Raw genomic sequence first — 26,487 nt, forward strand, 5'->3', positions numbered from 1 at the left:
TACGGCACCATGGGCCGATGGATCTCATGCGGGATGGCGACCTGCGGCAGATCGGGCCGTACCGGCTGATCAGGGAACTGGGCAGCGGCGGGATGGGCCACGTCTATCTGGGCAGGTCGCGGGGAGGTCGCGCGGTCGCGGTCAAGGTGGTGCACCGCGAACTCGCCGGGGATTCGGAGTTCCGGCGCCGTTTCGCGGCCGAGGTCGCCGCCGCCAGGCAGGTCGGCGGCTTCTACACCGCCCAGGTGGTCGACGCCGACACGAGCGCCGACCCGCCATGGCTGGCCACCGCCTACATCCCGGGCCCCTCCCTGGCCGAAGCCGTCGGAACGCACGGACCCCTGCCGCCGCCCGCCGTCCGCTTGCTGGGTGCCGGCCTGGCCGAAGGGCTGTCCGCGATCCACGCCTACGGACTGGTGCATCGGGACCTCACCCACCGCAACGTGATCCTCGCCGATGACGGGCCCCGCGTCATCGACTTCGGCATCGCCAAGGCGCTCGACACCGTCCACCTGTCCACGTCCGTCATCGGCACTCCCGGGTTCATGTCCCCGGAGCAGGCCACGGGCGGCAGGGCCGGTCCCGAGAGTGACGTCTTCTCGCTCGGCTGCGTCCTCGCGTACGCCGCCAGGGGCACCGGGCCGTTCGGTGGCGGGCGTCCCGACCTCGTGGTCTACCGGGTCGTGCACCAGGAGCCGGACCTCGCCGGAGTGCCCGACGACCTCGTGCCCCTGCTCCGCTCCTGCCTGGCCAAGAACCCGGCCGAGCGGCCGGCCCTGGACGACGTCCTCGATCATCTCGCGCCGCACGTGGACGGCTTCACCACCGCCGCCTGGCTGCCGCCGGACGTGACCGCGATGATCGCCGAACGCGGCGCCATGATGCGCGAGGCGATCCGCTCGGACCCCCAGCCGCCCGGGCGCACCCGTGTCGAACCCGGCGGCGCTGTTGCGGGCGGCGTCACGGCCGATCGGCCGTATGCCGGGGCCGGCGCCTTCCGACCGCAGCGCGCCGCACCAGCACCTGACCCGGGTCATCGCCGTCGCCAGACCGCCGATCGCACCGAGCCCGTACGAGAGCCGTCCGCTGCCGGCGGTACCCATCCGGCACCCGACCATCGCGCGGCCGGCATCGCACGGGCCGCGACGGCCCTGGCGCTCCTCTGCCTGCCTGGCCTGCTGGCCATGAGCCTCGAACTGGCCAAACGCCTCGAGCACACCACCCCGTGGTTCGGATTGCTCATGGGCGACCTGATCCTGACCGTTGTGGAGGCCGTCATGCTGGCCACAGGTGCGCTTCTTCTCACCCGGCGAAACAACGCCGGCCGCTGGATGATCTTCGCGGCCGGCGGCACGACGGCGCTGCACGGCCTGAGCGCCATCGGGCAATACCTGGCGATGGGCGGGGTGCCGACCCTCGAAGGGACCATGCCCAAGCTCGTCTTCATCGCCTCCCCGCTGACAGCCGTGGCGGCCGCCACGGCTGCCGTTCTGGCCGTGCTCCCGTCGGCGGGACGCTGGTGCCATCGCTCCGGCTGATCAGCCGCCGGGCGGCGGGTGAGCGGCGCGCGCACCGCCGTTGCGGCTCCAGAGCCGCCGGTGACGAGAGCGGCGATGGTCAGGAGACCAGCTTGGCCACCACCCTGACCAGGGTCTCGCGGGCGTTCTCGACGTCATCGCCCATGATCATCTGGGCGAGCGGCGGGGTGGCGTACCACCATCCGGCCAGCGCGATCACCGCGTAGAGCAGCTCCCCCGGCGCGAACTCCGACGGGACCGCGCCCTCCTTCTGCGCGGCGGCCAGGGCGGCGAGCTTGGCGGCGTAGTGCTCAGCCCGCTCCTCCCTGGCGGCGATGGGGTCGCCGCCGCGATGCAGGCCCTCCCAGTACAGCAGCCTGATGAACTGCGGGTGCTCGCGGTGGTAGTCGAAGACGCGGCCCGCGTACTCCGGCAGGTTCGCGGCGAGCGGCCCTTCCAGCGGCACGGCTTCGGCCAGCCGCTCCAGGCTCCAGCTCAGCACGGCGCCGAAGAGCTGCTCCTTGTTGCCGAAGTACTGGTAGATGCGCTCCTTGTTGACGCCGGCGGTGGCGGCGATGCGGTCGAGCCTGGCGGCCTCGGGGCCGTACTCGGCGAACTCGTCGATCGCCGCGTCCAGCAGCAACTGCCGCGTACGGGCCGTGTTCCATGCCATGTCCGCCAGCATAGCCCAAAAATCCAACTCGACAGTTGGAGAGTCTCGCGCATAAACTCCAACTGACGAGTTGGATTTGCGTCGTTGAAAGGATCAGTCATGCCTGCCGCTCCCTCCGTGCACCGTCGCGCGCTTCTCACCTGGTTCGCCGTCTACGCCATGCTCATGCTGGTGCAGGCGCTGCTCGGGCCGGTGATCTCGCCGCTGCCGATGGCGCTGCGCACGCTGGTGGTGACCGCGATCGTGGTGCCCGCGGTGGTGTATCTGCTGGTGCCCGGCCTGTTGCGCGTCAACGCCCGCCTGCACCGGCGCGACGGCAAGGGGCGGCGGTGAGGACGCCGCGCGCGTCCTCACCGCCGTCCTGGCCAGCGCCGCACGCGTCCTCACCGCCGCCCCGGCCGGCGCCGCACGGGCCCTCACCGCCGTACAGGCCCTCATCGCCGGCCTGGTCGGCGCCGCGTGCGCCGGCCCGTCTCAGCCGTCAGCCCACGGCGTACGCGCGGATGACCGTCTGGGTAACGCCGTTGCCGTCGGCGTCGGTGACCGTCGCGCGAAGGGAGACGAACCCGGCTTCGGCGGGGTTCGCCAGCGAGGCGGCCCAGCCGGAGTCCGTCCGGGTGACGGGCACAACGCTCCAGGTGGCGCCGTCGTCGGCGGACATCTCCAGCCGGATCTCCCTCACCTCCGCCTCCGCCGCGCCGGGGTTGCGCTCGACCCACACGGGCAGCCGGGTGGTGGCGCCCGGCTCGGCGCGGTTGAAGTCGTCCAGGCCCTCGGGGCTGTAGCGGACGGCCATCAGCGGCAGCGCCCGCCGCTCGGTGGTGGTCGCGGAGGAGAACGTCCAGGCCGACGTCACCTCCGTGGAGAGCGGAGCCTCCCGGCGCAGCGACGCGGTCAGCGTGTAGTCGCCGGATCCTGCGGGCAGGTCGGCGCGCAGCTCACAGCGCTCCGGCCGGGGCACGTGGCACGCCGCGAGGTCGGCGGTGGCCAGCGTCTCGCCGTCCCTGGTGAGGGTGGCGGTGCCGGTGGCGGCGGAGTCGGTGCCGGTGCTGCCGGGCCGCCCGTCGGCGAACATCCCGGTCGCGGGAAAGCTCAGCTCGTCGCCGGTGCGCTCGCCGGCCGTCGTGCGGAACGACGGGCCGGTGACGGCGGCGTTCCAGACCTCCGTCGTGTGGCTTCCCGGCTCCGCGGTCCCGCTGTCGGCGGAGATCAGCCCCGTGCCGGTCCCGAAGGTGCCGGCGTAGGGCAGGCCGGGGGTCCGGTAGTGGACGAGCCTACCCGGCAGCTCGATGCCGCGGACCAACGAGACCACCATGGCTCCCAGCGGCCCCGACCCGGTCAGCTGGACCGAGGCGATACCGGTGCCGGGCGTTCCCGAGGCCCGGTAGGTCGCGGTGACCTTGGCCAGGTCCTCTCGCTCGGCGTGATAGGTGGGATCGTCGGGGATGCCGCCGGTGCGCCGGTCGACGAGGGTGTAGACGTACGGGCTGGGTGAGACGTCCTTGCTCAGCCATGTGGTCCCCAGCGTGTAGGTCAGCCCCGGGGACGCGGCGGGTACGACGAACGTCTCGGAGTTGGCATCGAGGTTGCTCGACGACCAATTGCCCCAGGCGCCGTGCTCCAGCCCGAGGTTGGTTTCCCTGGTGAGCTGGGCGCCCGGGTCGTCCACGGTGACCTGCGTCGGCTTGCTCTTGCGGTGGTCCACGGTGATCCGCTGATCCCCGCCGTCGACCTTCAGCGGGCGATCGGCGAACGTCTCGGTCACTGTCCCGTCCACCTTCTCGAAGGTGGCGGTGTACAGGTTCCAGTCGCCCTCGGGCAGGCGCACCGTGGCCGTCCCGTTCCTGAAGGCCAGCACATGGACGGCCCCCGTCTCGGCGTCGTAGACCTCGGCATCGGCGGGGTCGATCGGCTCGCCCTGCCTGCTCACGACGTTGACGGTGACGTCGTACGACTCCGGCTCCACGTACGCGCCGGCCAGCGTGCGGACCACCGTCTCGCCCGACCTGGCGGTGACCGTGCCCGGGTAGTCGCCCGGAGCCTTGCCGCGCGCGTCGATGGTGAGCGTCACCGACGCCTCGCCACCGGCGGGGACCGTGACCTGCTCGGACGACAGCTTCAGGACCTCACCGTCGGCCGACAGCTCGAGGGTGACCGGCGTGTCGCCCGAGTTGGCGTAGGTGATGGTCTTGGCCGCCGTACGGTCGCCGCTCTCGTTCCACGGGAAGGCAGCCCACACGTTGGGCTGCTCGGCCACGACCTGCTGGCGCAGCGCGCGCACCAGGTCGATCGTTCCCGTGCCCTGATCGTACGGGGTCGCGTCCTCAACGGGGGCGGCGCTGCCGATGAGCGCGGCCTTGAGCTGGGCGCCGGTCCAGTCCGGGTGGCGCTGGGCGAGGATGGCCGCCGCTCCCGTCACGTGCGGGGCGGCCATCGAGGTGCCGCCCATCACTTCGTGATCGCCTCCGGGGACGGCGGCTGTGATCTCCTCTCCCGGCGCGGTCACGTCGGGTTTGATCGCGTGGTCGCCCGTGCGCGGCCCCCGGCTGGAGTACCCGGTCATCCGGCCCTGCTTGTCCACCGCTCCCACGGCGAGCGCCGCATCGGTGCTGCTGGGACTGCCCACGCTGGTCTGCACGCTGTTCCCCGTCGCCGCGACGAACAGCGTGCCGGTCCGTTCCGAGAGCGTGGTGACCGCCTGCTCCACCGGATCCTGCTCAGGACCGTCCGGGCCGCCCCAGCTCAGGTTGACGACCCTGGCCTTGACCTCGATGGCGGCCCACTCCAGGCCGGCGAGCGCGGCGGATTCGGTGATGCCCGCGATCGTGCCCACCTTGCCGATGGCCAGGCTCGCCTCGGGGGCCACGCCGCGGTACTTCTCACCCCTGCCCGCCACGATCGACGCGACGTGCGTGCCGTGGCCGCTGGTGTCGCGGATGTCCGGATCGTTGGTGAAGTTGCGCTCCGCTACGACCGCGTCCTTCAGGTCCGGGTGGTCGGGGTCGTATCCGGTGTCGAGCACCGCGACCTTGACGCCCTTGCCCGCGAAGCCCTGCTGCCACGCCTGCGGCGCGCCGACCTGCTTGACGCTCTCGTTCAGGTAAGGGCTTCTGCGGCCGTCCAGCCACAGCTTGGTGCGGCCCGCCACCAGCGTGCGGGAGCCGGTGAGGGTCCGCCAGGTCTGCGTGGCGCTCTTCTTGGGTACGCGGGCCGCGTTCATGCCCAGCGCGGACAGCCGCCGCACCTGCGGGGAGCCGGTGCTGACGCCCTGCTCGATGACGGGGATGTCGGGGGTGTCGGCGTCACCGTAGCCCCAGGCCAGGAGCTGGGTGACGTCGAACAGCCGCCGGTCGAGCACGCCCTGCGCGAGCAGCGGCGCGGCGTCGGACGGGATCACGTGCAGGTGCCCGTCGCGCACCTTCGTGAAGAAGGCGGCCTGCCTGCCGGGCCCGGGCTCCACGCGATGCCCCCGCCCGGTGAGCACGACGCGGTCACCGGTGATCAGCGTCACCGCCTCCGGCTGCGCGCCCGGCGCGGCCTGGGCGTGCGCCGGTGCGGGTGTGGCGCCGATCGTCCCCGCCAGCACAACGGCGAGTATCGACTTGCCTAACGTCATGGTTCTCCTCATATCGATCGTGCGGCCGATGCGCGGGGCCGCGTCTCACCGCGGACCTTCGTCCGTCCACTCCGCGGTCAGCTTGATGAACCCGTCGCCCGAGGTCGTGATGCCTCCTGTGGCCGCCGGAAGCAGGTCGGTGCGGACCACCCGGGAGGTGTCCGGATCGATGACCACCTTGCGGTCACTCAGGCCGTTCCGGAACTGCAGCTCTTCGCCGTCCTCGACCGTGCGGAGCCGCCGTACGCCCGGCAGCTCGGCGAGGGCGCGGAACGCCGCCGCCCGCACCTCGGCCGGCGCGGGGAGCTCCGCGACCAGCGACAGCAGCGGGATCAGCGCGGGATCGCCCCCGTCTTCCGCGTCGCCCTTCCGCATCTCGACGACCTTCCGCCGCAGCGCCTCGGGCTCGGCCGGCAGCGTTTCGAGATCTTCCATGGTGAGCCGGGGGCCGTCGTCGCCCGCGGTCCCGAGCAGGAACGTGCCGGAGTCCAGCTTGATCAGGTCTCTTCCGTTGCCGGGCTCTCCCCGGCTCCACCGCTGTCCGTCACGCGTGGTCCAGGTCTCGCCGATGACCGCGCCGTCCTCGTTCTCCCGCTTGATGTGCCAGTAGGTCGCGGGATCCTGCGGTGCGCGCCGCGCGCTGTCCGCGGCGACGAGCAGGACGTCCTTGGCGGAGGTGAGGTGCCGGGGCTCTGCGACGGGCGCGACGGCCTGGTTCGTCACGATTATGACGGCGGCGGCCACCGCGAGCCCGGCGGCGGCGATGCCGGCGAGGCGCACGGTCCACGGCCGAGGGGCGCGCCGGGGAGCCGTCCCCCGGGCCGTCGCGGCCAGCAGCCGCCCCCGCGCGCCGGACAGGGCGTCCGGGCCGGCCTCCGTCACCTCCGAGCGCAGTTCCTTGATCAGGCGCAGGTCATCCATGGTCTTCTTCTCTCGTCTCGGCGGGGTTGGCGCCGCCCAGGGCGGCTGTGACCTTGCGGCGGGCGCGCGACAGGCGCGAGCGGACGGTGCCGACGGGCACGCCCAGCGCCCTGGCCGTCTCCTCGTACGTCAGGTCGCCCCAGGCGATCAGCAGCAGCACGTCACGCTCGCCGCGCCCGAGCCTGGCCAGCGCGGCGGCCAGCCTGCGGCGGGTCGCCGAGGCGGACACCCGGGCGGCCACCCGGTCGTCGAACGCCGCCGTCACGGGGTCCTCGCCCGTTCTGGCCAGGGCCCGCAGTCCGCGCACCTCGGCGCGGCGGTGCACGCCGATGATGTTGGTGGTGATGCCGTACAGCCAGGGCAGCGCCTCGGCGCGGCCGAACTCGTAGCGGTGGCGCGTCTCGAACGCCCTGGTGAACGCCTCGGCCACCACGTCCTCGGCGTGCTCGGGGCCGAGCCGCCGCACGACGTAGCGGTGCAGGGTGGCGGCGTGCCGGTCGAACAGCTCCGCGAAGCACTCGGGCGTGCGCAGCGAGGCTCGGATGATCGAGGAGTCGTCGCGGGCCTCCATCGTTCCCGCTCGTCCGGCCGCCGGCGGCGGATGGGCGCTCAGGGGTGGACGGTCCGTCACGACGGGCTCCCGTTCTGCGATGGTGCTCACGATCGTCTTTATCCGCAGGGCGTTCGAGAGTTCCCCGGACTTTCCGTGAGGCGGGCCGTACAAAACGTACGGATAGCGCATCGCAGTCTCAAATATCCTATATATCCTACAGCTATAGTGGGTTTATGGTCCTACCTTCGGTCGCCATCGTCGGGGGCGGCGCGAGCGGCGCCCTGACCGCGATCCACCTGCTGCGACTCGCCCGCGCCACCGCCACTCCGCTGGCGGTCACCCTGATCGACCAGGGCGGCCTGGCACGCGCTCGGCCAGGCCTACTCGACCACCGATCCGCACCACCTGCTCAACACCCGGGTCGAGCGCATGAGCGCCTTCGACGACGATCCTGATCACCTGCGCGACTGGGCGCGTTCGGCGGGCGTGCACGCCTACGACTACCTGCCGCGCGCCCTCTACGGCCGCTACCTGCGCGAGGTGCTGGCCGATGCGGAGGACCCGCCCGAGCGCCCGCTGCACCGCGTCACCGCGACCGCCGCCTCGCTCGACGCCGACCACGCGGTACGCCTCGCCGACGGCGGGCGGGTCGAGGCCGGCGCGGTCGTCCTCGCGCTGGGCAACCGCCGCCCCGCCCCGCTGCCCGGCGTGGCCGCGCATCCCCGCCACATCGCCGACCCGTGGGCGCCGGGCGCGCTTGCCGCGATCGACGACGGCGCGCCCGTGCTGGTGCTCGGCACCGGCCTGACGATGGTGGACGTCGCGCTCACCGTGACCAGGGCGCACCCCGGCACCGTCGTGTACGCGCTGTCCCGGCACGCCCTGCTCCCCCGCGCGCACCCGATCCGCCCGGCCCTGCCGATCCCCGTCGCCGTCCCCGGCGGCCCGCTGCGGGTGGCGGAGCTGCTCGCCGTCGTCCGCCGGGCCATCCGGGCGAACGGCGGCGACTGGCAGGGCGTGATGGAGGGGCTGCGGCCGCACGTACAGGATCTGTGGCGGCGGCTCGCCCCGGATGAGCGGCGGCTGTTCCTGCGGCGGGTGGCCCGCTACTGGGAGGTCCACCGGCACCGCATCCCGCCCGCGTCCGCCGCCGCCCTCGACGAGCTGCGCGCGAGCGGGCGGTTGCGGCTGCTGCGCGGCACCCTGATCAGCGCCGAGCTCGCGGCGAGCCCGACCACGGCCGGGCCCGCCGCGAGCGGGCTGCGCGTCCACGCCGACCTTGACGGCGCCATCACCGGCTTGGACGTCGGCTGGCTGGTCAACGCCACCGGGCCGTCGCCCGACGTCACCTCCGACCCGTTCATCGCGAGCCTCATCAACGCCGGTCAGGCCCGCCCCGACCCGCTCATGCTCGGCCTGGACGCCGCTGCTGACGGCGCGGTGCTGGACGCGTCCGGGCGGCCGAGCGATCGCCTGTTCGCGCTGGGCCCGCTGCTGCGCGGCACCCTGTACGAGACGACCGCCGTCCCCGAGATCCGCGCCCAGGCCGCCGCCCTCGCTCCACGGCTCCTCGAAGCCGCCGCCTCCCGGGTCACGCCCCCCGCGCGCGTGCGTGATCTCGTAGATACCAAGCCGAAGTGAGGGTTCCCACCGCTTCTGCGGGGAAAGGAGAGTGGTCAGGCTTGCAGATGCGGGCATAGAGTGGGGCTTGTGACGACGTTTCGGATCAGCGAGGCGGCGGCGCTGCTCGGGGTAAGCGCCGACACCGTCCGCCGCTGGGTGGACGCGGGCCGGCTGCGGGCCGAGCGCGACGAGCACGGTCATCGGCGGGTCGGCGGCGCCGATCTGGCGGCCTTCGCGCGCTCCCAGGTCGGGGAGAGCGAGGGCGGCGGCCGTTCGTCGGCGCGCAACCACTTCCGGGGGATCGTGACCGACGTGGTGCGCGACGCGGTGATGGCGCAGGTGGAGATCGCCGCCGGGCCGTTCAGGGTGGTGTCGCTGATGAGCCGTCAGGCCGCCGACGAGCTGGGGCTGGAGCCGGGTGTGGTGGCCGACGCGGTGATCAAGTCCACCAACGTCGTCGTGGAGATCCCGGGTCACGAGCGCGTGGCCGGCAACGTGTGAGGAGGCCCCGTGGTGTTCAGGCGTGTGTCCCGATGGGCGGCCGTGCTACCCGTCGCGCTGGCGCTCGCGGGCCTGTCCGGCTGCGGCTCCGGCGAGCCCGCCGCGTTCACGGGCTCGGGGGCCGGAGCGGCCACGGAGCTGACGGTGTTCGCGGCGGCGTCGCTGACCGAGACGTTCACCGAGCTCGGCAGGATATACGAGGCCGCGCATCCGGGCACGACGGTGACGTTCAACTTCGGCTCCAGCGCCACCCTGGCCCAGCAGATCGTCCAGGGCGCCCCTGCCGACGTGTTCGCCGCCGCCAGCCCGGCCACCATGAAGACCGTCACGGACGCGTCCCTGGCGGGCTCGCCGACGACGTTCGCGCGGAACACGCTGCAGATCGCCGTACCCGCCGGCAATCCGGCCAAGGTCGACGAGCTGAAGGACCTCACCGACCCGAACGTGAAGGTGGCGCTCTGCGCCGAGCAGGTGCCGTGCGGCGCGGCGGCCGTCAAGGCCCTGCAAGCGGCCGACCTGCAGGTCACGCCCGTCACCCTGGAGCAGGACGTCAAGGCCACGCTGACCAAGGTCGAGCTGGGCGAGGTGGACGCCGCGCTGGTCTACAAGACCGACGTCATCGCCGCCGCGGGCAAGGTGCAGGGCATCGCGTTCCCCGAGGCCGATCAGGCGGTCAACGACTATCCCATCGCCGCGCTTGACAAGGCTCCGGCCGGTGCGGCGGCCCGGCGGTTCGTCGACCTGGTGCTGTCGCAGCAGGGCAAGGACGTGCTGGTCAAGGCCGGGTTCGACGCCCCCTGATGAGCGCGCCCGTTCAGGAACAGCGCAGCCGCGAGGTCGCCGGGCGGCTGCCGTGGATGCTGGTCGTGCCCGCGCTGGCCGGGCTGGCGTTCCTGGTGCTGCCGCTCGCCGGGCTGCTCATCCGCGCCCCGTGGGGCACGCTGCCCGCGCGGCTGGCCGAGCCGCAGGTGCTGGAGGCGCTGCGGCTGTCGCTGGTGAGCGCCACCGTCGCCACCGCCGTGTGCCTGCTGCTCGGCGTGCCGCTGGCCTGGCTGCTGGCCAGGGTCGAGTTCCCCGGGCGGCGGGTGGTGCGGGCGCTGGTCACGGTGCCGCTGGTGCTGCCGCCCGTGGTCGGCGGCGTGGCGCTGCTGCTCGTGCTCGGGCGGCGCGGCATCGCCGGGCAGTGGCTGGAGGCGTCGTTCGGCGTGACGCTGCCGTTCACCACGGCCGGGGTGATCGTGGCCGAGGCGTTCGTGGCCATGCCGTTCCTGGTGATCAGCGTGGAGGGGGCGCTGCGCGGGGCCGACCGGCGCTTCGAGGAGGCCGCCGCCACGCTCGGGGCCTCGCGGTGGACGGTGTTCCGGCGGGTCACGCTGCCGATGGTGATGCCGGGCGTGGTGGCGGGGGCGGTGCTGTGCTGGGCGCGGGCGCTCGGCGAGTTCGGGGCGACGATCACGTTCGCCGGGAACTTCCCCGGCACCACCCGCACCATGCCGCTGGCCGTCTACCTGGCACTGGAGACCGAACCCGAGGCGGCCATCGTGCTCAGCCTGGTGCTGCTGGCCGTCTCGGTGATCATCCTGGCGAGCCTGCGCGACCGGTGGGTGAGCGCGCCATGACGCTGGACGCCCACCTGGTCGTCACCAGGCCCGCCTTCACCCTCGACATCGCCATCAGCGTCCGGGCGGGCGAGGTGGTGGCGCTGCTCGGCCCCAACGGCGCGGGCAAGACCACCGCTTTGCGGGCCCTGGCCGGGCTCACCCGGCTGTCCGGTGGCCACATCACGCTGCGCGGCCGGCCGCTGCACACACTGCCCGCCGAGAGCCGCCCGATCGGCATGGTGTTCCAGGACTACCTGCTCTTCCCCCACCTGTCCGCGCTGGACAACGTCGCCTTCGGGCCGCGCTGCCAGGGCGTGCCCAAGGCCGAGGCACGTCGTGTCGCGGCCGAGCTGCTGGAGCGGGTCGGGCTGGCCGATCGCGCCGCCGCCAGGCCCCGGCAACTGTCCGGCGGGCAGGCGCAGCGGGTGGCGCTGGCCCGCGCGCTCGCCGTACGTCCCGAACTGCTGCTGCTCGACGAGCCGCTGGCCGCGCTCGACGCCCACACCCGCTTGGAGATCCGCTCAGGGTTGCGCCGCCACCTCGCCGATTTCGACGGCGCGACCGTGCTGGTCACGCACGACCCGCTGGACGCCATGGTGCTGGCCGACCGGCTGATCGTCATCGAGAACGGCGCCGTCGTCCAGCAGGGCGCCCCCGCCGAGGTGGCGCGCCGCCCGCGTACCGACTACGTCGCCCGCCTCGTCGGGCTCAACCTCTACCGGGGCACGGCGGACGGGCACCAGGTCAAGGTCGGCGAGGTGCCGCTGCATGCTTCCGAGCAGCTGACGGGGCCGGTGTTCGTGGCGTTCCCGCCCGGTGCCGTCGCGCTCTACCGTTCCCGTCCCGACGGCAGCCCGCGCAACCTCTGGCAGGCCCGCATCGACGGGATCGAACGGCACGGCGACAACGTCCGCGTCCACCTCGACGGCCCGATCGCGGTGTTCGCCGACATCACGCCCGCCGCCGTGGCCGACCTCGACCTGAGCCCGGGTCAGCGGATCTGGGCGTCGGTCAAGGCCACCGAGACCCACGCGTACCCGGCATGAGCGCCTGGCGAGGCCCGCGCCGCTTCCCGTCTGAGCAGGCGGTACGTCGCCCTGCACGCCGCCTCCCGCCTGCTCCTGTGACGGTCGCAGACAGTAAGGGTTGAGGCGTATAAGGCCCTTACGCAAGCCTGTACGCCATGGCGCCATCCGATCACGACATTTCAGGAATCGTCCCGACTTGCCCGTCATGTCGGATCCCGTGAGGGCGGCGGGCCGGTACCGCTGGGTCGTCCTGGGGGTCGCGACGTTCACCCAGGCCGCGGCGGCGTTCTTCGTGCAGGGCATCGGCGCGATGAGCGTCCACCTGCAGCGGGACCTCGACCTGAACACCACCCGCCTGGGCCTGCTGCTGTCGGCGGCTCAGCTCCTGCCGCTGGCCGGGCTGCTGGTGGCGGGACGGCTGCTGGACCGGCACGACGAACGCTGGGTGGTCGGCACCGGCGCTCTCGTCGTCGCCGTGGCGCTGGCCGCCGGCAGCCTGGCCCCCGGATACGTCTCGCTGCTCGCCGCACTGCTGATCGTCGGCGCCGGATACAGCACGATCCAGCCGGGCGGCAGCAAGTCGGTGGCGTCCTGGTTCGACACCTCGCAGCGCGGCCTGGCCATGGGGATCCGGCAGGCGGGGCTGCCGCTCGGCGGGGTGCTCTCCGCCTCCGCGCTGCCCGCGCTGGCCACGGCCTTCGGCTGGCGCTCGACGCTGGTGGCCGGGGCGCTCGTCGCGCTGGCGGGGGCGGTCGCGTTCATGGCCTTCTACCGCCGCCCGCCGCACCGGCCTCCCGCGCGGACGGCGTCCCCCATGCGGCTGGACCTGCTGCGCGAGCCGTACATGAAGAAGGTCATCCTGTCCGGTACGTGCCTGGTGTCGGTGCACAGCGGGCTTGGCGTGCTCACCGTGCTCTACCTGCACGAGGTGGCGTCCATGGAGGCCGCCCCGGCCGCGCTGGTCTATGTGGCGGTCCAGTGCGCCGGTGCGCTGGGCCGGGTCTGCCTGGCGGCCTGGAGCGATCGCCACAAGTCCGGCCGGTACGCCTGCGTGCTGGCCTGCCTGGCCGCGGTGATCGCCGGGATGGCGCTGCTCGCCACCCCCGCCGGCCGCTCCCCTGCCGTCGCCTGCCTGCTCTTCGTCTGGCTCGGCTTCTTCGGCATCGGCTGGTACGGCCCGTGGGTCGCATATGCGGCCGAGGCGGCGCCGCCCGACCGCACCGGCTTCGCGCTGGGGCTGGCCATGGCGGTCAACCAGGTGGCGATCATCCTCGCGCCGCCCGCGCTCGGGCTCCTCACGGACGTGACCGGGGGTTTCGCCGCCGCCTGGGTCCTGCTCGCCGTGCTGACCGGGCTCACGCTGGCTGCGACGGCCCGGCGTCCCACGGTAGGCGGTGGCCGGCCAGGGCGGATCGCGTGACGGGTCTGCCATGGCCGCCCTTCCCGTCCGCCGTTCCCCGCTCCTCGGCTGCGCCTTCCGGGCAGCGCAACGATGATGCCACGGTGTTCCCCGCAGGGTGGGGCGCCGAGGGTGTTATCGGTCGATCCCGCGGCCGTCGAGGAGGTGAGCGGCATCGGCACGGTGGTCGCCCGCACCGAGGACGACCCCATGTACGAGAACACGATCCTGGTGTTGGAGAACATGCTCATCGACGTCGGCGCATCGGGCGGCGACGAGGCGCTGGAGATAGCACGTGGCAGGCTGGAGCAGCGCGGCTGGTAGGTCGTGGGCTCCAGCTACAAAGTGCTCTTCCTGGAATCCGCCAGGTGGGAGGGGACGTCTGTGAACGTCACCAGCGTCGAGCAGGTGCGGCAGGTCGGGCCCGAGCCGGAGGGGGAGATCCTTCAGGTGATGCGGTCCGATCCCGAGAAGGCGGATGAATACCTGCTGGGGACCATGTCGTCCGAGGGGTGACGGGGTGGGATCGGGAAAGAGGTAGCCGATCCCACCCCGGGTGGTCACGCGTCGGCGATCACGATGTCGTCGAGGTGGAGGACCTCGCCGGCGTCGCCGTCACCCGTCAGCTCCAGGGCGACGGTGGCGGTGCCCGCCGGGGCGGTGAGCTCGGCGGTGAACTCCTTCCAGCTCGTGCTCAGCCCGTCCAGCGTGATCTCGTCGCTGCGCAGCAGCTCCTCGCTCGAGTCGCGCCACAGCACGCTCAGGGTCGCGGCGGAGACGCCGGGGCTGCCCTGCCTGGCCCAGAAGCCGATCTGCTTGCCGCCCTGCCTGGCGGTGAAGCCGGGCCAGTTGTCCGTGGTGACGCCCCAGCCGTGGGCCTCGGTCACCTCGACGCGCAGGCCGTAGTCGCCCTCGTGGGCGGCCTCGGCCGACCGCTCGGCGGAGGCGCTGTACCAGGCGGCCCAGGTGCCGATCGAGCCTTCGAGGGTCGAGGTGTCGGTGTCGAGGGCGTTGGGCGTCGGCGGTTCCTCCGAGGAGCCGTTCAGCGTGCTGCCAGCGTCCTGGTTGTACGGTGCGGCGCGCCACACGTCCCAGGTGACCGTCTCGCCCCAGCCCTTGGCGAACTTCCAGTCACCGATGTAGGTGTTGTCCGCGAAGCTGTTGCCGGCGTTGAACATGACGTTCTGCTGGATCTCCGTCACCGTGTACGGCGCCCACGACATGTTGTCGGCGCCCTGGGCGTACAGGGCCTGAACCCCGCAGTAGGTGCCGGCGCAGGGCACGTTCGAACGCTCGAAGCGGAACTCGTTCCCGGTCACCTTCACGTTGCGCGAGTGCCAGCGGCAGTCGGTGCGCAGCGGCTCGTTCGCGATGCCGGTGTAGCAGGGGTGGGTGTCGTTGATGGGGTTCGGGTAGTCGGTGTTGTGCGGTTCCGGGATCACCGTCGGGGAGACGAACGGCGTGCAGTAGCTCTTGCTGGTGTTGCCGTTGCTGTTGCAGAAGCGGTTGGCGTTCTCGAAGATCGAGACGCCGGAGAAGTTGTCCTCGAAGTAGTTGTCGGCGATGTTGAGATCGGTGCTGCCGCTCACCTCGCTCGGGAGCCTCGCGTCACCGCCGGACTCGGAGATGTAGATGGCGGGCGACGGGGAGCCCTGGTTGTCGTTGCCGCCGACCCAGCCGTTCTTCTTGAAGACGTTGCGGGTGATGGTGGCGTTGTAGCTGATCTCGTACCAGATGCCTTCGCTCTCGTTGTGCTCGATCCAGTTGCGGTCGAACAGGAAGTCGACGTTGTTGGTGTCGGCCCAGAGGCCGACGCCCAGGTTGTCGTGCACGTAGTTCTGGGTGACGGTGGCGCCTTCGACGTCCCAGAACTTGACGCCGCCGCTGCAGCCGCAGCCCTGCTCCCTGGTCTCCCAGTCGTCCTGGTTGTTGCCGGCGATCTCGTTGTTGTGGACGACGAGGTCCTTGACCGCCCGCTCGCCCTCGATCTCTTCCCGGTACGCGCTGGCGCCGTACTGGCCGTTGTCCTTCAGGCAGCTGAAGCGGACGGTGTTGGCGTTGCCGAGGAACACGGCGGCGCCGTCGTTGTGGTGGGCGTAGAGGTGCTCCATGACCCAGCCGGAGGCCGCGTCGTGGTTGATGACGCCCTCGTTCTTGTTGTCCGCGCCCCTGCCGAAGTTGCGGATCTCGAGGTAGGCGATGCGCACGTTCGAGGCGTGGCCGGTGAAGGCGTAGACGTTCTTGTTCATGCCGTCGAGGACGGCGCCCGGAGCGCCCAGGAAGGTGCTGCCGTCTCCGGGGGTGATCTGGCTGTACTGGCCGTCGCCCAGAGTGTGGACGCCCGGGGCGAACCAGTACGTCTTGCCGCTCTGGCCGAAGTCGAAGCCCGCGTTGTCGCCGGCCGGGACCACGATGGCCCCCTCCGGCGCGCTCTCCGGGCCGTCCTGCCACGTGGCGTTGTCGCAGACCCGTATGGCGTCCGGTAACTCGGTGTACCAGCCGCCGGACGCGCTCTCCGCCGAGGCGGCGGCGCCGGTGGTCTGCCCGGCCAGGAGGCCGGCGGTCGCGACCACGGCGAGTAACGCGCCCACGACAACAGGGTGTCGCATGAATGCTCCCGTTCTGAGGGTGATGTTCGGTGATCACGCAGGCTAGCGGCGAAGATCACCTTCAGTCAGCCGATTGGCACCTTTCTGCACCCTCTGTCCACTTCGGTCCATCCACCCCCCGCCGCTAACTGATATGAAACTCATATAATATGAGTTTCATATCAGAAGGGACATGTCATGATCCTTGTCACCGGTGCCACCGGCACCATCGGGCGTCCTCTCCTCTCCTTCCTCGCCGCCGAAGGCGTGCAGGTACGCGCCGTCACCCGCGATCCGCAGGCGAGCGGTCTGCGGGCGACGTCGTACGCGGCCCGTACGCCTCCTTCGCCGAGCCGCTGATCCACGAAGGGGACCTGGCGGAGGTCGCCGTGCGGGCGCTCCTCGGCGACGAGCTCACCTTCATGAAGGTGCCGCTCACCGGCCCGGAGCCGATCTCCCACGAGGAGCTGGTGGTCACGATCGGCGAGGCGATCGGCAGGCCGCTGCACTATCAGGAGATCCCGCCGGACGCGTACGGGCAGAGCATGATCCGGCGCGGCTTCCCCGAGCCGTTCGTGCAGGCATTGCTGGCCAGGTACGCCAGAGGCATGGGCCCCGCCGAGGCCGTCACCGGCGAGGTCGAGAGGATCCTCGGCCGACCGGCGCGTACGTACGCCGCCTGGGTGGCCGACCACGCCGGCGCCTTCCGCGCCTTGCGCGAGGGCTGACGCCTCAACGAGGCGTCCCGAGACGCCCTCAGTCTGGCTCGCCGAACGCGATCGGCCCGAGGTCGGCGGCGGTCTGGGCCAGCGCGCGCACGTGCGGGCCGTCGGCGGCCGTCGCCCAGACCAGGGCGAAGTGAAGGGCGGGGGCGTCGCGAAGCGGCACGAAGACGACGCCGGGCGGGCTGTTGTACCGGGCCGCGATCTCGCCGAGCGGGTGGACGCAGCGACCGGCGGCGACCAGGGTGAGGATTTCGTGGAACGTCCGCGCGACCGGCCCGCGAGGGACCCGCCGCCCGGACGGCGTACGGACGGGGACCATGGACGCCACCCAGTACTCGGGCGCGCCTGGCCCGAGGTCCACCACGTGCTCGTCGGCCAGATCCTCCAGGGACGCGCTGCCGCGTTCGGCGAGCGGATGGCCGGCCGCGACCGCCAGCACCCGCCCGCTGGTGAGCACGGTCGGGCCGACGGTGAGATCGGGCTCGGCCACCGGTAGCCACAGCACGTGCGCGTCGGCCTCTCCGGCGCGCAGCGCGCCGAACGGGTCGCCGCCGGTGACCTCGCAGAACTGCACGTCGCCGCCGGGGTGGCGGCTGCGGAAGGCGTCGACGAGCGGGCGCAGCACGTACCCGGCATGGCCGAACACGCCCACCCGCAGGGTCCGCGCCGCACCGGCCGCCCTCGCCCGGGCGAGCCCTTCCTGGATCAGCTCGTACGCCTGCGCCAGGTCCTCGCGCAGCCGCCGCCCGACGGGGGTGAGGGTGACGCGGCGGCTGGTGCGGTCGAACAGCGCGACGCCGAGCCGCCGTTCCTGCCTGCCGATGGCCTGGCTGACGCGCGCCTGCGAGACGCGCAGGCGTTCGGCGGTGCGGCCGAAGTGCAGTTCCTCGGCGAGCGTCAGGAAGATCTCGATGTCCCTCAGCTCCACGAATAACCCCCATGTTATGGATCGCCGCTCGAACCTTACGTTGTTCCGCCGCCCCCTCGTTCCGATGCTGGAACCCCAGCATCGGAACGAGGGGGAACCCATGAGCGACATGCGAGCCATCGCCGACCGCGTCGAGATCGAGGCGCTGCGCGGCGAGCTGACCGACGCGGTGCTGACCCGGGACTACGACCGCGTCGAATCCCTGTTCACGCCCGACGCCGCCATGCGGTGGCCGCACATCGGCAGGGAGTTCGTGGGCAGCAAGGAGATCCGCGCCGGGATCGAGTGGGGGCAGGGATTGTGGGAGTTCTTCGTACAGAACGTCCACCCCGGCGTCATCAGGATCGACGGCGACACCGCGACCGGACGCGCCTACATCCACGAGTTCGGGCGCATGCGCGACGGCGCCTCCCACGCGAACTACGCCGTCTACCACGACCGCTACCGGCGCACGCCCGACGGCTGGAAGTTCGCCGAGCGCGTCTACGAGGTCAGGTACGCCGACGACAGCCCGCTCCCGGGCTCGGCACCCACCAGGTGAACCGGACCGGACGGGTCGGCGGAGCGCCGGCCCGTCCGGTCCCGCCGCGCGCGGCTCAGTTCGACAGGGCGGCGAACGCGCCCGGCTGGTACGAGCCGCCCGGGTTGTGCACGATGACGTTCATCCGGGTGGCCGCGTTGATCAGGGAGACCAGGCAGACCAGCGCACCGACCTGGTCGTCGTCGTAGTGCTCGCGCACCGCCGCCCAGGTCTCGTCGGACACGCCGCCGTCACCGAGCCGGGTGCCCTCCTCGGCGAGCGCCAGCGCCGCCCGCTCGGCCTCGGTGAAGACCGTGCTGTGCCGCCAGGCGGCGACCAGGTTGATCCGCAGCGCGCTCTCCCCCGCGGCCGCGGCCTCCTTGGTGTGCACGTCGACGCAGTATGCGCAGCCGTTGAGCTGGGCGACGCGCAGCTCGACCAGCTCGCGCAGGGTCTTCGGCAGCGTGGACTGGTCGAGGATCGCCGAGACGCCGAAGAACCGCTTGGCCACCTTCGCCGCCGTAGGGCTGTCGAACAGGTTGAAACGAGGCTCCATGATTGTCCGTCCTCACTAGGTTTGTCGCGTACTGGACGACCACGAGATGCCGGCGCCCCGCCCCGTGTGACGGCGCGGCGATGTGACATACGCCACCAGCCCCGGATGTCACAGAACGGCGGTGACGGGCATCTCGTGTGCGACCCGGCAGTCAGCGAAACAGGCAGGAGCCGACCCGATGAACGACCCGGCAGGTGTGGACGTGGTGACCGAGGCGTTCGTCACGCATCGGAACCTGCTGTTCACCGTGGCCTACGAGCTGCTCGGCTCCGCCGCCGACGCCGAGGACGTGCTGCAGGAGACCTGGCTCCGGTGGGCGGGCGTGGACGTCGAGGCCGTACGGGACCATCGTGCGTACCTGGTGCGCATCGTCACCAGCCAGGCGCTCGGCCATCTGCGCAGGCTCGGCAGGCGCAAGGAGTCCTATGTCGGCCCCTGGCTGCCCGAGCCGCTGCTGACCTCGCCCGATGTGGCCGACGACGTCGAGCTCGCCGACAGCGTCTCGATGGCGATGCTGCTGGTGCTGGAGACGCTGACGCCGGTCGAGCGGGTGGTGTTCGTCCTGCGGGAGGTGTTCGGCGTGGCGTACGAGGAGATCGCAGACGCCGTCGGCAAGACCCCCGCCACGGTCCGCCAGACCGCGCACCGGGCACGCGCGCACGTCGCCGCGCAGCGACCGCGCACGGCCGTCTCCGCCGCCGAGAGCCGTGGGGCGCTGGCGGCGTTCCAGGAAGCGGTGGAGACCGGCGATCTGCGGCGCCTGCTCGGCATCCTCGCGCCGGACGTCGTCCTGCTCACCGACGGCGGCGGGGTCGTACGCGCGGCGCTCGCGCCGATCGTGGGGGCGGACGAGGTGGCCCGCGTGCTCTGCCGGCTCCACTCCACGGTCTCCCTGGAGCCCGCGCAGGTGAACGGCCACCCGGCGCTGATCGCCCGGCAGGGCGGCGAGCTCGACTCCGTCCTGGCGCTGCGCGTCGACGGCTCCCTCATCACCGGCCTGTACGCCGTCCGCAACCCCGAGAAGCTGTCCCGCATGGACCGGGTGACCGCCCTGCGCCGCTGAACGCGCACAAGCCATCACCCTGCGATTACGCCGCCGTGGACGTCGCCTGGCCTGCACGATCACCTCGCGGCCGCCGCGCACACGTCCAGGGCGTCGCGGGGTCGCGCGGAGCTTCTCGCGTGACCGCCGAAGTGTTTCGAGCCGCATAAAATACGCAGGTCGTACTCGCCCGCGGAAGGCCCATCGCATGACGTCCTCGACCTCCGGAGAAGCCGAGCCCGCGCGGCGGCGGCGCCGGGTGACGAGCGAGATCAAGGAGTCGCTGCGCGCGCTGAGCATCCAGCTCTCGCTGCTCAACCATCAGGTCGGTGCGCACGCGGGTCTCAAGGACGTCGATCTGTCGTGCCTGGACATCATCAACCGGTACGGTCCGATCAGCCCCACCGCCTTGGCCCGCCGCGCGGGCCTGCACCCGGCCACCATCACCGGCATCCTCGACCGGCTGCAGCGCGGCGGCTGGGTGACCCGGGAGCGCGACCCGGAGGCGTCCGACCGGCGCGCCGTCATGGTGCGGGCGCTCAAGGAGCGCAACGCGGAGCTGTTCGAGCTGTACGGCGGCATGAGCTCGAAGATGGACGACATCTGCGACCGGTACACCGATGCCGAGCTCGACCTGCTCGCCGACTTCCTCCGCCGCACCACCGACGCCGGGCAGGACGCCACCGGCGACATCGCCCGCCGCTGAGTTCCACGGCCACCGTCGCCCGCACGCGGCTGAGGCCCGCGGCCGGACGCCGGCACGCCCGGCCTGTCAGTGGGCCGCGCGCGGTCGAGGCCCGAAGCCCACGGCGCGCTTGAGGTACTTCCAGGCCGCCGTGGTGAACCCCCTTCGCCGGAGTCTCCGCGCCCTGCCGGTCGATCTTGGCGTAGAGGGCTGAGCGCAGGCTCCTGTCGTCTCCGGTCATACCTGACGTCGCGTCACCCGCGCCTCAGGATGCGAAGACTTAGCGTATGGTGTACGGTACTTCGTACGACAACGACATGAGGAGGGGCGGCGTGTACCGACCGAGCGCTGACGAGCTGAAGAGCATCGACGACTGGTTCGCCACCTACGACGCGCTGGCCGAGCAGGGCGCGATCGAGGAGCTGGCCGATCTGGCGGTGTTCCCCATGAACGTGGTCACCGACGTGCCTGACGGTTACGCGAGCGTCAAGCAGTGGACGCGGGCCGAGTACATCGAGGCGATGAAGGAGTCGATGGGCGGCGGCACCGCGGGGCTCGATCTGCGCTCGACCCGCACCCCGCGCTTCCTCAGCCCGAACCTGGTGATCGTCGAGACCGAGGCCACGATGACGATCGACGGGCAGGAGCAGCGGATGCACTACGCCGACCTGCTCGTGCGCACCGAGGACGGGTGGGCGTTCCAGACCATGGTGCAGGGCGGCTGGGGGTACGGCTGGCCGCCGGCCAGGCGCGGCTGACCGCTCCCTGACTGCGTGCACGGCCGGCCTCCCGCCGCGCGCGACCGGGCACCTCAGGACGCCGCCCCGCCGCCGTGACGCGACGGCGGCGGGGCCGGGCGTGTACCGGGCGGGACGGCTCGACGCGGCGGCAGCCGTCCGCCGGACACGGTCGTGTGGGGCTCAGACGTCCCAGCGCTGGTTGGCGCCGCCCCAGCAGTCGTACTGCTGGATGCGGGCGCTGTTCGCCGTGGACTGGCCGGACACGTCGAGGCACTTGCCCGAGTGGCGGGCGACGATCTCCACGTAGCCGGTGCCGGACACGGGGCGGAGCTGCCACTGCTGGTTGGTGCCGGTGCCGCAGGTGTACTGGATGACGGGCGCGTTGTTCGCGGTGGAGGCGTTGTTGACGTCGAGGCACTTGCCGGAGTGCTGGGCCACGATGTTGTAGTAGCCGTTGCCGAGATCGCGCAGCTGCCACTGCTGGTTGGCGGCGCCGGTGCAGGTGTACTGGATGATCTCGGCGGCGTTCGCGGTCGACGCCTCCAGCACGTCGGCGCACTTGCCGGAGTTCTGGTTGACGATCTGAGTGGTCGGTGTGCTGCCGCCGTCGTCGACGTCGTCGCCCCAGCCGTAGCGCAGCCGGTCGGCGCCGGACTGGTTGCGGATCGTGAGGTCGAGGTTGGTGCCGCTGCCGCTCTTGGCGTACATCGAGTACCAGTCGTAGCCGATGTCGCCGGGCTTGCCGCCGAGCGCCGGCCAGTACGTGCCGCCCATGGCGTTGTCGCGCATCACCTGGGTGACGGCGCGGATGTGGCGGACGAAGTTGTCCGGGCTGTTGGGGTCGAGGTAGTTGAGCCCGTTGTTCATCGGCGCGCCGAACTCGGTGACGATCGCCCGCGAGGCGCAGCTCCCGAGCCGGGTCTGTACGTGGGAGCGCCAGCCGTCGTAGGTGTTCTCCGGATAGAAGAACGCATAGTGGTGGAACGAGAACAGCGTGCCGGCGAAGCGCGAGTCGCCGCACAGATCGCGCAGGTCCTGGCTGTAGCCGGTGCCGCCGATGAGCACCCGGCCGTGCGGGGCCGCGGAGTGCCGGCTCAGCCAGTCGGCGGCGAGGTTGCGCCACTCGGTGGAGCTGTAGCCGTGGGGCTCGTTCATCGGCTCGAAGTAGACGAGGTTGTTGGAGGCGTACTGGGAGGTGACGGTGGACCACATCGAGTGCCACGCCGTCAGGTTGGTGATGCGGCCGCCCGATGCCGCGCCGTCCTCCCAGTACGCGAGGATGACCTTCCACCCGCGCGCCGTGGCGGCGTCGATGGCGCCGCGGTAGGCGTTCCACCAGGCGGTGCCGACGGTGTGGGTGTTGATCGGCAGCCGGACCGTGTTGACGCCGAGCGTGGCCTGCATGTCGTCGTAGACCGCGTTGGCCTTGGCCTGCACGGTGGCGTAGCTGTCGGAGCTGCTGAGACCGTCGATGACGAGCGGGCCGGTGCTGAAGTTGTCGCCGAGCACCGCCCAGTTGACACCGCGGAACTGGGCGGTGGCGGCCACGGCGGGCGTCGCCCCTAAGCTCACCGTGATGATCGGCAGGAGGACCAGCGCCGCCAGCCCGGCGAGCAGCTTCCTGGCTCGGGATGTGTCCATGAGCGAACCCTTCTCGTACGCCGTCGCCCCACGGAGATCACTTCGCCTTACAGCGCCAAGTTAGCGCTAACACGGCGGCGGGAAAAGGCTCGTGAGAACCGGCACCGGCGACCCGCCGCCCCGGCCTTCCGACACGCCTCGCTCGACGTGCGGCTTCGACCCAATGGGCCCCTCCGATGCCGATGAAATTTTCACCTTGCCGAAAGTTTTAGCGGCGCGCCGTTGAACCAAGTCAAAGCCGCTTTCTCACGCCTTCGGCCGTTCTTTCCTGACCACCTCGAGTTGACATGACACAGCCCGAGAGTTGACCTTTTTGGGAGCGCTCCCACGACTTTTCATCCGGCTTGTGGAGATGACACAAGGCGGCACGGTGAGAGCCCTGCCGAGAAAGGACGCCCGCCATGGAAACACTGGTCAAAGAGCGGCAGGATCTCTTCCTGGCCCTCTACAGAATGGTGCTCGGTCTGCTGTTCGCCTGCCACGGCGCCGCCACTCTCTTCGGCGTTCCCGGCGGGCCGCAGGGCGGCGCGCCACCGGCGTTCGCGGAATGGCCGGGCTGGTACGCCGCCGTCATCGAGCTCGTCGCCGGCGGACTGGTGCTTCTCGGCGTGGCCACCCGCGTCGCCGCGGTGATCTGCTCGGGCACCATGGCCTACGCCTACTTCGTCGTCCACCAGCCGCAGGCGTTGTTCCCCATCGAGAACGGCGGCGAGAAGGCCGCCCTGTTCTGCTGGGGTTTCCTGCTGATCGCCGTACTCGGCCCGGGCCGCTGGGCGCTGTCCACCCTGCGTACTCGCCAGGAGGAGTCGCTCGCCCGCTGACGCCGCCTCACGCTGGACCCACGCCCCGTGCGATACACGGGGCGTGCGGGCGTCACCTGCCGGTGGTGCGCGCGGCCAGTTGCTTGGCGACGTCCTTGACCGGGTTCAGCACCCGCTCCTGGCTGAGGGCCGTAGTGCCGGAGTCCGGGCCGGCGGTCGTGGCCACGGTCGACAGACCGCCGAACGTCACCTGGACGACCTGACCGCCCACCCGGTAGACGAGGACCGCCTCGCGCCGGTTGACGATCTGCGTACTCGTCTTGATCTGGACGAACGCCTCCTCGCCGATGCCCGCCACCGCCACCGGCCCGCTGTCCTTCGTCAGCCGCTCGGACACCCCGGCGGGCGTGGCCGCGGCGGCCTCCTTCTTCTCCCGGAACTCGACGCGGGCCGCGGCGGCGCCCTTCTTCATGGTCGTGACCTGGACCCGCAGGTCCACCATGTCGTACGCGGTCTCGCCGCTGCCGTCGGGCTCGAAGGTGCTGCTCCAGCTGCACACCGCCCAGCGCTCGTCGGAGTACTCGTTGTTGCGGGCGCTCGTCCTGGCCTTACCGACGTACTTGCGCACGGTCTCCGCCGGGAGCGCCTTGCACACGTCCTGCCCCCTGGAAGCGGCGGTGATCCGGCCGGCCTCGCCGCTGTCGTCGTCCCTCCGGGTGCCGCCCTTCAGCAGCGCGGCGGCGAACGCCTTCGCCGCCTGCTGCGCGGAGCTCATCACCTGCGACTCGGGAAGCCGCCGGTAGCCGCCGTTCAGGCCGGGCAGGCTGTCGTACCCGCTGTAGCGGAGGATCACCAGAGCGCCGGAGAGCTCGAAGGTCACCTCGGCGTCCACGCTCTTCGTGGGCGTGCCGGTGTCCACGGTCGTGAACGCGTACGACGACTCACCCAGGCCGGGAACGCTGGTCAGCCTGCCGAACCTGGTCCCCGGAGGCGGGTCCGCCAGCATCTCCTGGGTGTCCTGCTTCTTGATGCCGAAGTGCCGCTGCGCGTTGAAACCGCCCTGGGCCTTGTCGTAGGTGAGCAGGCTCACCTCGAGGTGGCGCTTGTGATCGATCCTGCTGCTCGGCTGCTCGCCCGAGTTCCACTCGCAGGTGCTCTCGGCGGACGACAGCGTGGAGGTGTCGTCGGCGGGGTTCTCCTCCGCGTTCGGCACCAGCTTCTTCAGCAGAGCGGCGGGGAAGATCGAGCAGAGGTCCTCGCCTTTGTAGGAGGCCAGCCGGACGGCCGCTCGCTCCTTCTCCGGCTCGTTCTCCTCCGGCGCCGTCGCCCCCGTACGCGCGCCGTCGTCGCCGCCGCGCCCCGGCTGGGGCGGCAACGCGCAGGCGGTGGCGCCACCGCCACCGGCCAGGACGAGAGCGAGGATCGACGCGAGCAACGGTTTGTGGGGCGAATACGACATGGCCGCCGATCGTACGAACCCACGTTGGTGCGAAGTTGGTGCGCTTCCGCCTGGACGGCTACTGCGGCGGGTAGCCGGCGGCGCGGAACAGGCGGTCGCGGGATGCCGCCGCCTGCTCGAACACCGTCTCACCACCCTTCAGCACACCGCCCTCCTTCAGGACCCGGCCGCCGACGAGCACGGTGTCCACATTGCCCGCGTGACCGCCCGCGACGATCGCGGCCGCGACGTCGGTGGCGGGCAGCAGGTTCGCGTGGTCGAGCCTGATCATGATCAGGTCGGCCTGTTTGCCGGGCGTCAGGCTCCCCGTACGGTGGTCGATCCCGCAGGCCCGCGCGCCCTCGATGGTGGCGAACGAGATCAGGTCCGCGGAGCCGAAGGTGGGCAGGCCGGGGGCGCGGTCCATCGGGCCGGCCGCCCCGGCGATGACGAGCTGCTGGTAGGCGAGCGCCGCCCGCATGACGCCGAACATGTCGCCACTGACGATGGTCTCGGTGTCGACGCTCAGGCTCGGGCGTACGCCCGCGGCGAGCAGCCGGTTGGTCGCCGGCTGGCCGAGCCCCGGCATGAAGACCTCCAGCGCGGAGGCCACGGACGCGGTGGCGCCGTGATCGGCGAGCATCCGCAGCTCCTCGTCGGTCGAGGTGCAGCAGTGGATGAACGTCATGTCGGAGCCGAGCAGCCCCGCCTCGGCCAGCTTGCGGATGGCCTGCTGCTTGGCGCCCCATTCGCCGAGACCCACGTGCATGCTGATGCGGAGCCCGAGCTCCCTGGCGAGCCGGATGTCGTGCTCGGCCACCTCGAACGTGGACAGTTCGGGGCCGCGGAGCATCGCGTTGAGCGTGACGCGGGCGGTGTCGTCGGCGAGCACCTCGGCGCGTACGCGCCTGATGTCCTCGGGGTGCGTCCTCGCGCTGCCGAACTGCCACTCCTCGGCCTCCGTTGACGGCCAGCCGTGGTCGAAGACGGCGCGGATGCCCGAGTCCCAGTGCGCGTTGATGGCGGCGTCGGTGTGCTCGGAGCTGTTGCTGATGTGCGACTCGTCGCGCACCGTGGTGACGCCGGCGTCGATGGAGAGCAGGTCGGCGGCGAGGTTGCCGATGTAGACGTCCTCGGGCTCGAAGTACTGGCCGAGGCCGATCTGGATGGCGTTGCGGTACTCCTGGTAGGTCCAGGACGGGCCCAGGCTGCGCAGCGCTCCCTGCCAGTTGTGGCGGTGGGTGTCGATGAAGCCGGGGAGCACGGCGCTGCCGGAGCCGTCGATCACGCGGGCGCGGTCGTCCTGGAGGTCGCGGCCGATCGCCTGGATCGTTCCATCGGCGATGAGGACGTCCCCGACGAGGTCGCCGAGCTTTTCGTCCTGCGTCATCAGGTACGCGCCCTTGATCAGGATGCGTTCGTACGACATGG

The 26,487-nt window shown here is 71.6% G+C and carries 27 protein-coding genes and 1 pseudogene; 18 read left to right on the forward strand and 10 right to left on the reverse strand.

Translation table 11 applies throughout. The features are described from left to right. Positions 1 to 17: 17 nt before the first annotated feature. Positions 18 to 1,538 carry a serine/threonine-protein kinase gene (locus tag WBK31_RS16390; protein ID WP_378788773.1) on the forward strand — a complete coding sequence of 507 codons (1,521 nt, stop codon included), beginning with the start codon at positions 18 to 20 and terminating at the stop codon, positions 1,536 to 1,538. 79 nt (positions 1,539 to 1,617) lie between these two features. Here the strand turns inward: WBK31_RS16390 and WBK31_RS16395 are convergent, their stop codons facing one another. Further along, entirely contained in the window at positions 1,618 to 2,190 is a 573-nt protein-coding gene (locus WBK31_RS16395) for a TetR family transcriptional regulator (RefSeq protein ID WP_364051713.1), read from the reverse strand. A 99-nt stretch (positions 2,191 to 2,289) separates the two neighbouring features. Here WBK31_RS16395 and WBK31_RS16400 point away from each other — a divergent pair, with 99 nt between their 5' ends. Continuing rightward, entirely contained in the window at positions 2,290 to 2,523 is a 234-nt protein-coding gene (locus WBK31_RS16400) for a hypothetical protein (RefSeq protein WP_406675158.1), read from the forward strand. 148 nt (positions 2,524 to 2,671) lie between these two features. On the opposite strand, the gene WBK31_RS16405 is transcribed toward WBK31_RS16400, so the two are convergent. From WBK31_RS16405 to WBK31_RS16415, 3 genes are read right to left on the reverse strand one after another with little or no spacing between them, the layout of a single operon-like run. After that, positions 2,672 to 5,806 carry a S8 family serine peptidase gene (locus WBK31_RS16405; protein WP_378788767.1) on the reverse strand — a complete coding sequence of 1,045 codons (3,135 nt, stop codon included), beginning with the start codon at positions 5,804 to 5,806 and terminating at the stop codon, positions 2,672 to 2,674. 45 nt (positions 5,807 to 5,851) lie between these two features. Next, positions 5,852 to 6,727, reverse strand: a complete 876-nt coding sequence (locus tag WBK31_RS16410) for a CU044_5270 family protein (protein ID WP_364051722.1) — start codon at positions 6,725 to 6,727, stop codon at positions 5,852 to 5,854. Continuing rightward, the gene (locus tag WBK31_RS16415; RefSeq protein WP_406675159.1) at positions 6,720 to 7,388 is read right to left on the reverse strand and encodes an RNA polymerase sigma factor; all 669 of its coding nucleotides are present in this window, start codon (positions 7,386 to 7,388) and stop codon (positions 6,720 to 6,722) included. Before WBK31_RS16415 ends, WBK31_RS16410 begins: the two co-directional genes overlap by 8 nt. A gap of 125 nt (positions 7,389 to 7,513) precedes the next feature. On the opposite strand from WBK31_RS16415, the gene WBK31_RS16420 reads away from it, so the two are divergent. From WBK31_RS16420 to WBK31_RS16460, 9 genes and pseudogenes are all read left to right on the forward strand, one after another. Beyond that, a complete protein-coding gene (locus tag WBK31_RS16420) occupies positions 7,514 to 7,735 on the forward strand; it encodes an FAD/NAD(P)-binding protein (protein WP_406675160.1) in 222 nt (73 codons plus the stop codon). Continuing rightward, positions 7,665 to 8,921, forward strand: a pseudogene (locus WBK31_RS16425) (FAD/NAD(P)-binding protein); the annotation flags it as partial. The gene WBK31_RS16420 and the pseudogene WBK31_RS16425, both read left to right, overlap by 71 nt. A gap of 69 nt (positions 8,922 to 8,990) precedes the next feature. After that, positions 8,991 to 9,404 carry a helix-turn-helix transcriptional regulator gene (locus WBK31_RS16430; protein WP_364051731.1) on the forward strand — a complete coding sequence of 138 codons (414 nt, stop codon included), beginning with the start codon at positions 8,991 to 8,993 and terminating at the stop codon, positions 9,402 to 9,404. A 9-nt stretch (positions 9,405 to 9,413) separates the two neighbouring features. Then, complete coding sequence (gene modA, locus WBK31_RS16435) at positions 9,414 to 10,205, forward strand: molybdate ABC transporter substrate-binding protein (protein WP_406675161.1); 792 nt, start codon at positions 9,414 to 9,416, stop codon at positions 10,203 to 10,205. Then, positions 10,205 to 11,023 carry an ABC transporter permease gene (locus WBK31_RS16440; protein ID WP_378788761.1) on the forward strand — a complete coding sequence of 273 codons (819 nt, stop codon included), beginning with the start codon at positions 10,205 to 10,207 and terminating at the stop codon, positions 11,021 to 11,023. The genes modA and WBK31_RS16440 overlap by 1 nt, the downstream gene beginning before the upstream one ends. Then, positions 11,020 to 12,051, forward strand: coding sequence for an ABC transporter ATP-binding protein (locus WBK31_RS16445; RefSeq protein ID WP_364051740.1), 1,032 nt, complete (start codon positions 11,020 to 11,022; stop codon positions 12,049 to 12,051). Before WBK31_RS16440 ends, WBK31_RS16445 begins: the two co-directional genes overlap by 4 nt. Before the next feature lie 187 nt (positions 12,052 to 12,238). Then, entirely contained in the window at positions 12,239 to 13,453 is a 1,215-nt protein-coding gene (locus tag WBK31_RS16450) for an MFS transporter (protein WP_406675162.1), read from the forward strand. 111 nt (positions 13,454 to 13,564) lie between these two features. Beyond that, positions 13,565 to 13,756 (forward strand): hypothetical protein, encoded by a 192-nt coding sequence (locus WBK31_RS16455; protein WP_378788757.1) that lies wholly within the window; start codon positions 13,565 to 13,567, stop codon positions 13,754 to 13,756. 60 nt (positions 13,757 to 13,816) lie between these two features. Then, complete coding sequence (locus tag WBK31_RS16460) at positions 13,817 to 13,948, forward strand: hypothetical protein (RefSeq protein ID WP_378788755.1); 132 nt, start codon at positions 13,817 to 13,819, stop codon at positions 13,946 to 13,948. 44 nt (positions 13,949 to 13,992) lie between these two features. On the opposite strand, the gene WBK31_RS16465 is transcribed toward WBK31_RS16460, so the two are convergent. Beyond that, complete coding sequence (locus WBK31_RS16465; protein ID WP_406675163.1) at positions 13,993 to 16,041, reverse strand: right-handed parallel beta-helix repeat-containing protein; 2,049 nt, start codon at positions 16,039 to 16,041, stop codon at positions 13,993 to 13,995. 177 nt (positions 16,042 to 16,218) lie between these two features. Here WBK31_RS16465 and WBK31_RS16470 point away from each other — a divergent pair, with 177 nt between their 5' ends. Further along, positions 16,219 to 16,380 carry an NmrA family NAD(P)-binding protein gene (locus WBK31_RS16470; RefSeq protein WP_364051751.1) on the forward strand — a complete coding sequence of 54 codons (162 nt, stop codon included), beginning with the start codon at positions 16,219 to 16,221 and terminating at the stop codon, positions 16,378 to 16,380. 29 nt (positions 16,381 to 16,409) lie between these two features. Next, positions 16,410 to 16,748, forward strand: a complete 339-nt coding sequence (locus WBK31_RS16475; protein WP_406675164.1) for a hypothetical protein — start codon at positions 16,410 to 16,412, stop codon at positions 16,746 to 16,748. 28 nt (positions 16,749 to 16,776) lie between these two features. Here the strand turns inward: WBK31_RS16475 and WBK31_RS16480 are convergent, their stop codons facing one another. After that, positions 16,777 to 17,673 (reverse strand): LysR family transcriptional regulator, encoded by an 897-nt coding sequence (locus WBK31_RS16480; RefSeq protein ID WP_406675165.1) that lies wholly within the window; start codon positions 17,671 to 17,673, stop codon positions 16,777 to 16,779. A 100-nt stretch (positions 17,674 to 17,773) separates the two neighbouring features. Here WBK31_RS16480 and WBK31_RS16485 point away from each other — a divergent pair, with 100 nt between their 5' ends. After that, entirely contained in the window at positions 17,774 to 18,214 is a 441-nt protein-coding gene (locus tag WBK31_RS16485; protein WP_364051760.1) for a nuclear transport factor 2 family protein, read from the forward strand. Between the two features lie 55 nt (positions 18,215 to 18,269). Here the strand turns inward: WBK31_RS16485 and WBK31_RS16490 are convergent, their stop codons facing one another. Then, positions 18,270 to 18,749, reverse strand: a complete 480-nt coding sequence (locus WBK31_RS16490; protein ID WP_364051763.1) for a carboxymuconolactone decarboxylase family protein — start codon at positions 18,747 to 18,749, stop codon at positions 18,270 to 18,272. Positions 18,750 to 18,927: 178 nt separating this feature from the next. On the opposite strand from WBK31_RS16490, the gene WBK31_RS16495 reads away from it, so the two are divergent. The 3 genes from WBK31_RS16495 to WBK31_RS16505 all read left to right on the forward strand — a co-directional run bounded on the left by WBK31_RS16495 (position 18,928) and on the right by WBK31_RS16505 (position 21,234). Beyond that, positions 18,928 to 19,812 (forward strand): RNA polymerase sigma-70 factor, encoded by an 885-nt coding sequence (locus WBK31_RS16495; RefSeq protein WP_406675166.1) that lies wholly within the window; start codon positions 18,928 to 18,930, stop codon positions 19,810 to 19,812. Positions 19,813 to 19,999: 187 nt separating this feature from the next. Then, a complete protein-coding gene (locus WBK31_RS16500) occupies positions 20,000 to 20,497 on the forward strand; it encodes a MarR family transcriptional regulator (protein ID WP_378788744.1) in 498 nt (165 codons plus the stop codon). Between the two features lie 311 nt (positions 20,498 to 20,808). Further along, a complete protein-coding gene (locus WBK31_RS16505; RefSeq protein WP_364051772.1) occupies positions 20,809 to 21,234 on the forward strand; it encodes a nuclear transport factor 2 family protein in 426 nt (141 codons plus the stop codon). Between the two features lie 162 nt (positions 21,235 to 21,396). Here WBK31_RS16505 and WBK31_RS16510 read toward each other — a convergent pair whose 3' ends face one another. Next, on the reverse strand, positions 21,397 to 22,857 hold the full coding sequence (locus tag WBK31_RS16510) for an RICIN domain-containing protein (protein WP_406675167.1): 1,461 nt from the start codon (positions 22,855 to 22,857) through the stop codon (positions 21,397 to 21,399). Between the two features lie 401 nt (positions 22,858 to 23,258). On the opposite strand from WBK31_RS16510, the gene WBK31_RS16515 reads away from it, so the two are divergent. Then, positions 23,259 to 23,678, forward strand: a complete 420-nt coding sequence (locus WBK31_RS16515) for a DoxX family protein (protein WP_364051778.1) — start codon at positions 23,259 to 23,261, stop codon at positions 23,676 to 23,678. 52 nt (positions 23,679 to 23,730) lie between these two features. Here the strand turns inward: WBK31_RS16515 and WBK31_RS16520 are convergent, their stop codons facing one another. After that, on the reverse strand, positions 23,731 to 25,077 hold the full coding sequence (locus WBK31_RS16520; protein WP_406675168.1) for a hypothetical protein: 1,347 nt from the start codon (positions 25,075 to 25,077) through the stop codon (positions 23,731 to 23,733). A gap of 58 nt (positions 25,078 to 25,135) precedes the next feature. After that, a complete protein-coding gene (locus tag WBK31_RS16525; RefSeq protein WP_364051784.1) occupies positions 25,136 to 26,485 on the reverse strand; it encodes an amidohydrolase family protein in 1,350 nt (449 codons plus the stop codon). Between the last annotated feature and the right edge of the window lie 2 nt (positions 26,486 to 26,487).

This window comes from Nonomuraea sp. N2-4H (assembly GCF_045291505.1).
Lineage (GTDB): Bacteria > Actinomycetota > Actinomycetes > Streptosporangiales > Streptosporangiaceae > Nonomuraea > Nonomuraea fastidiosa.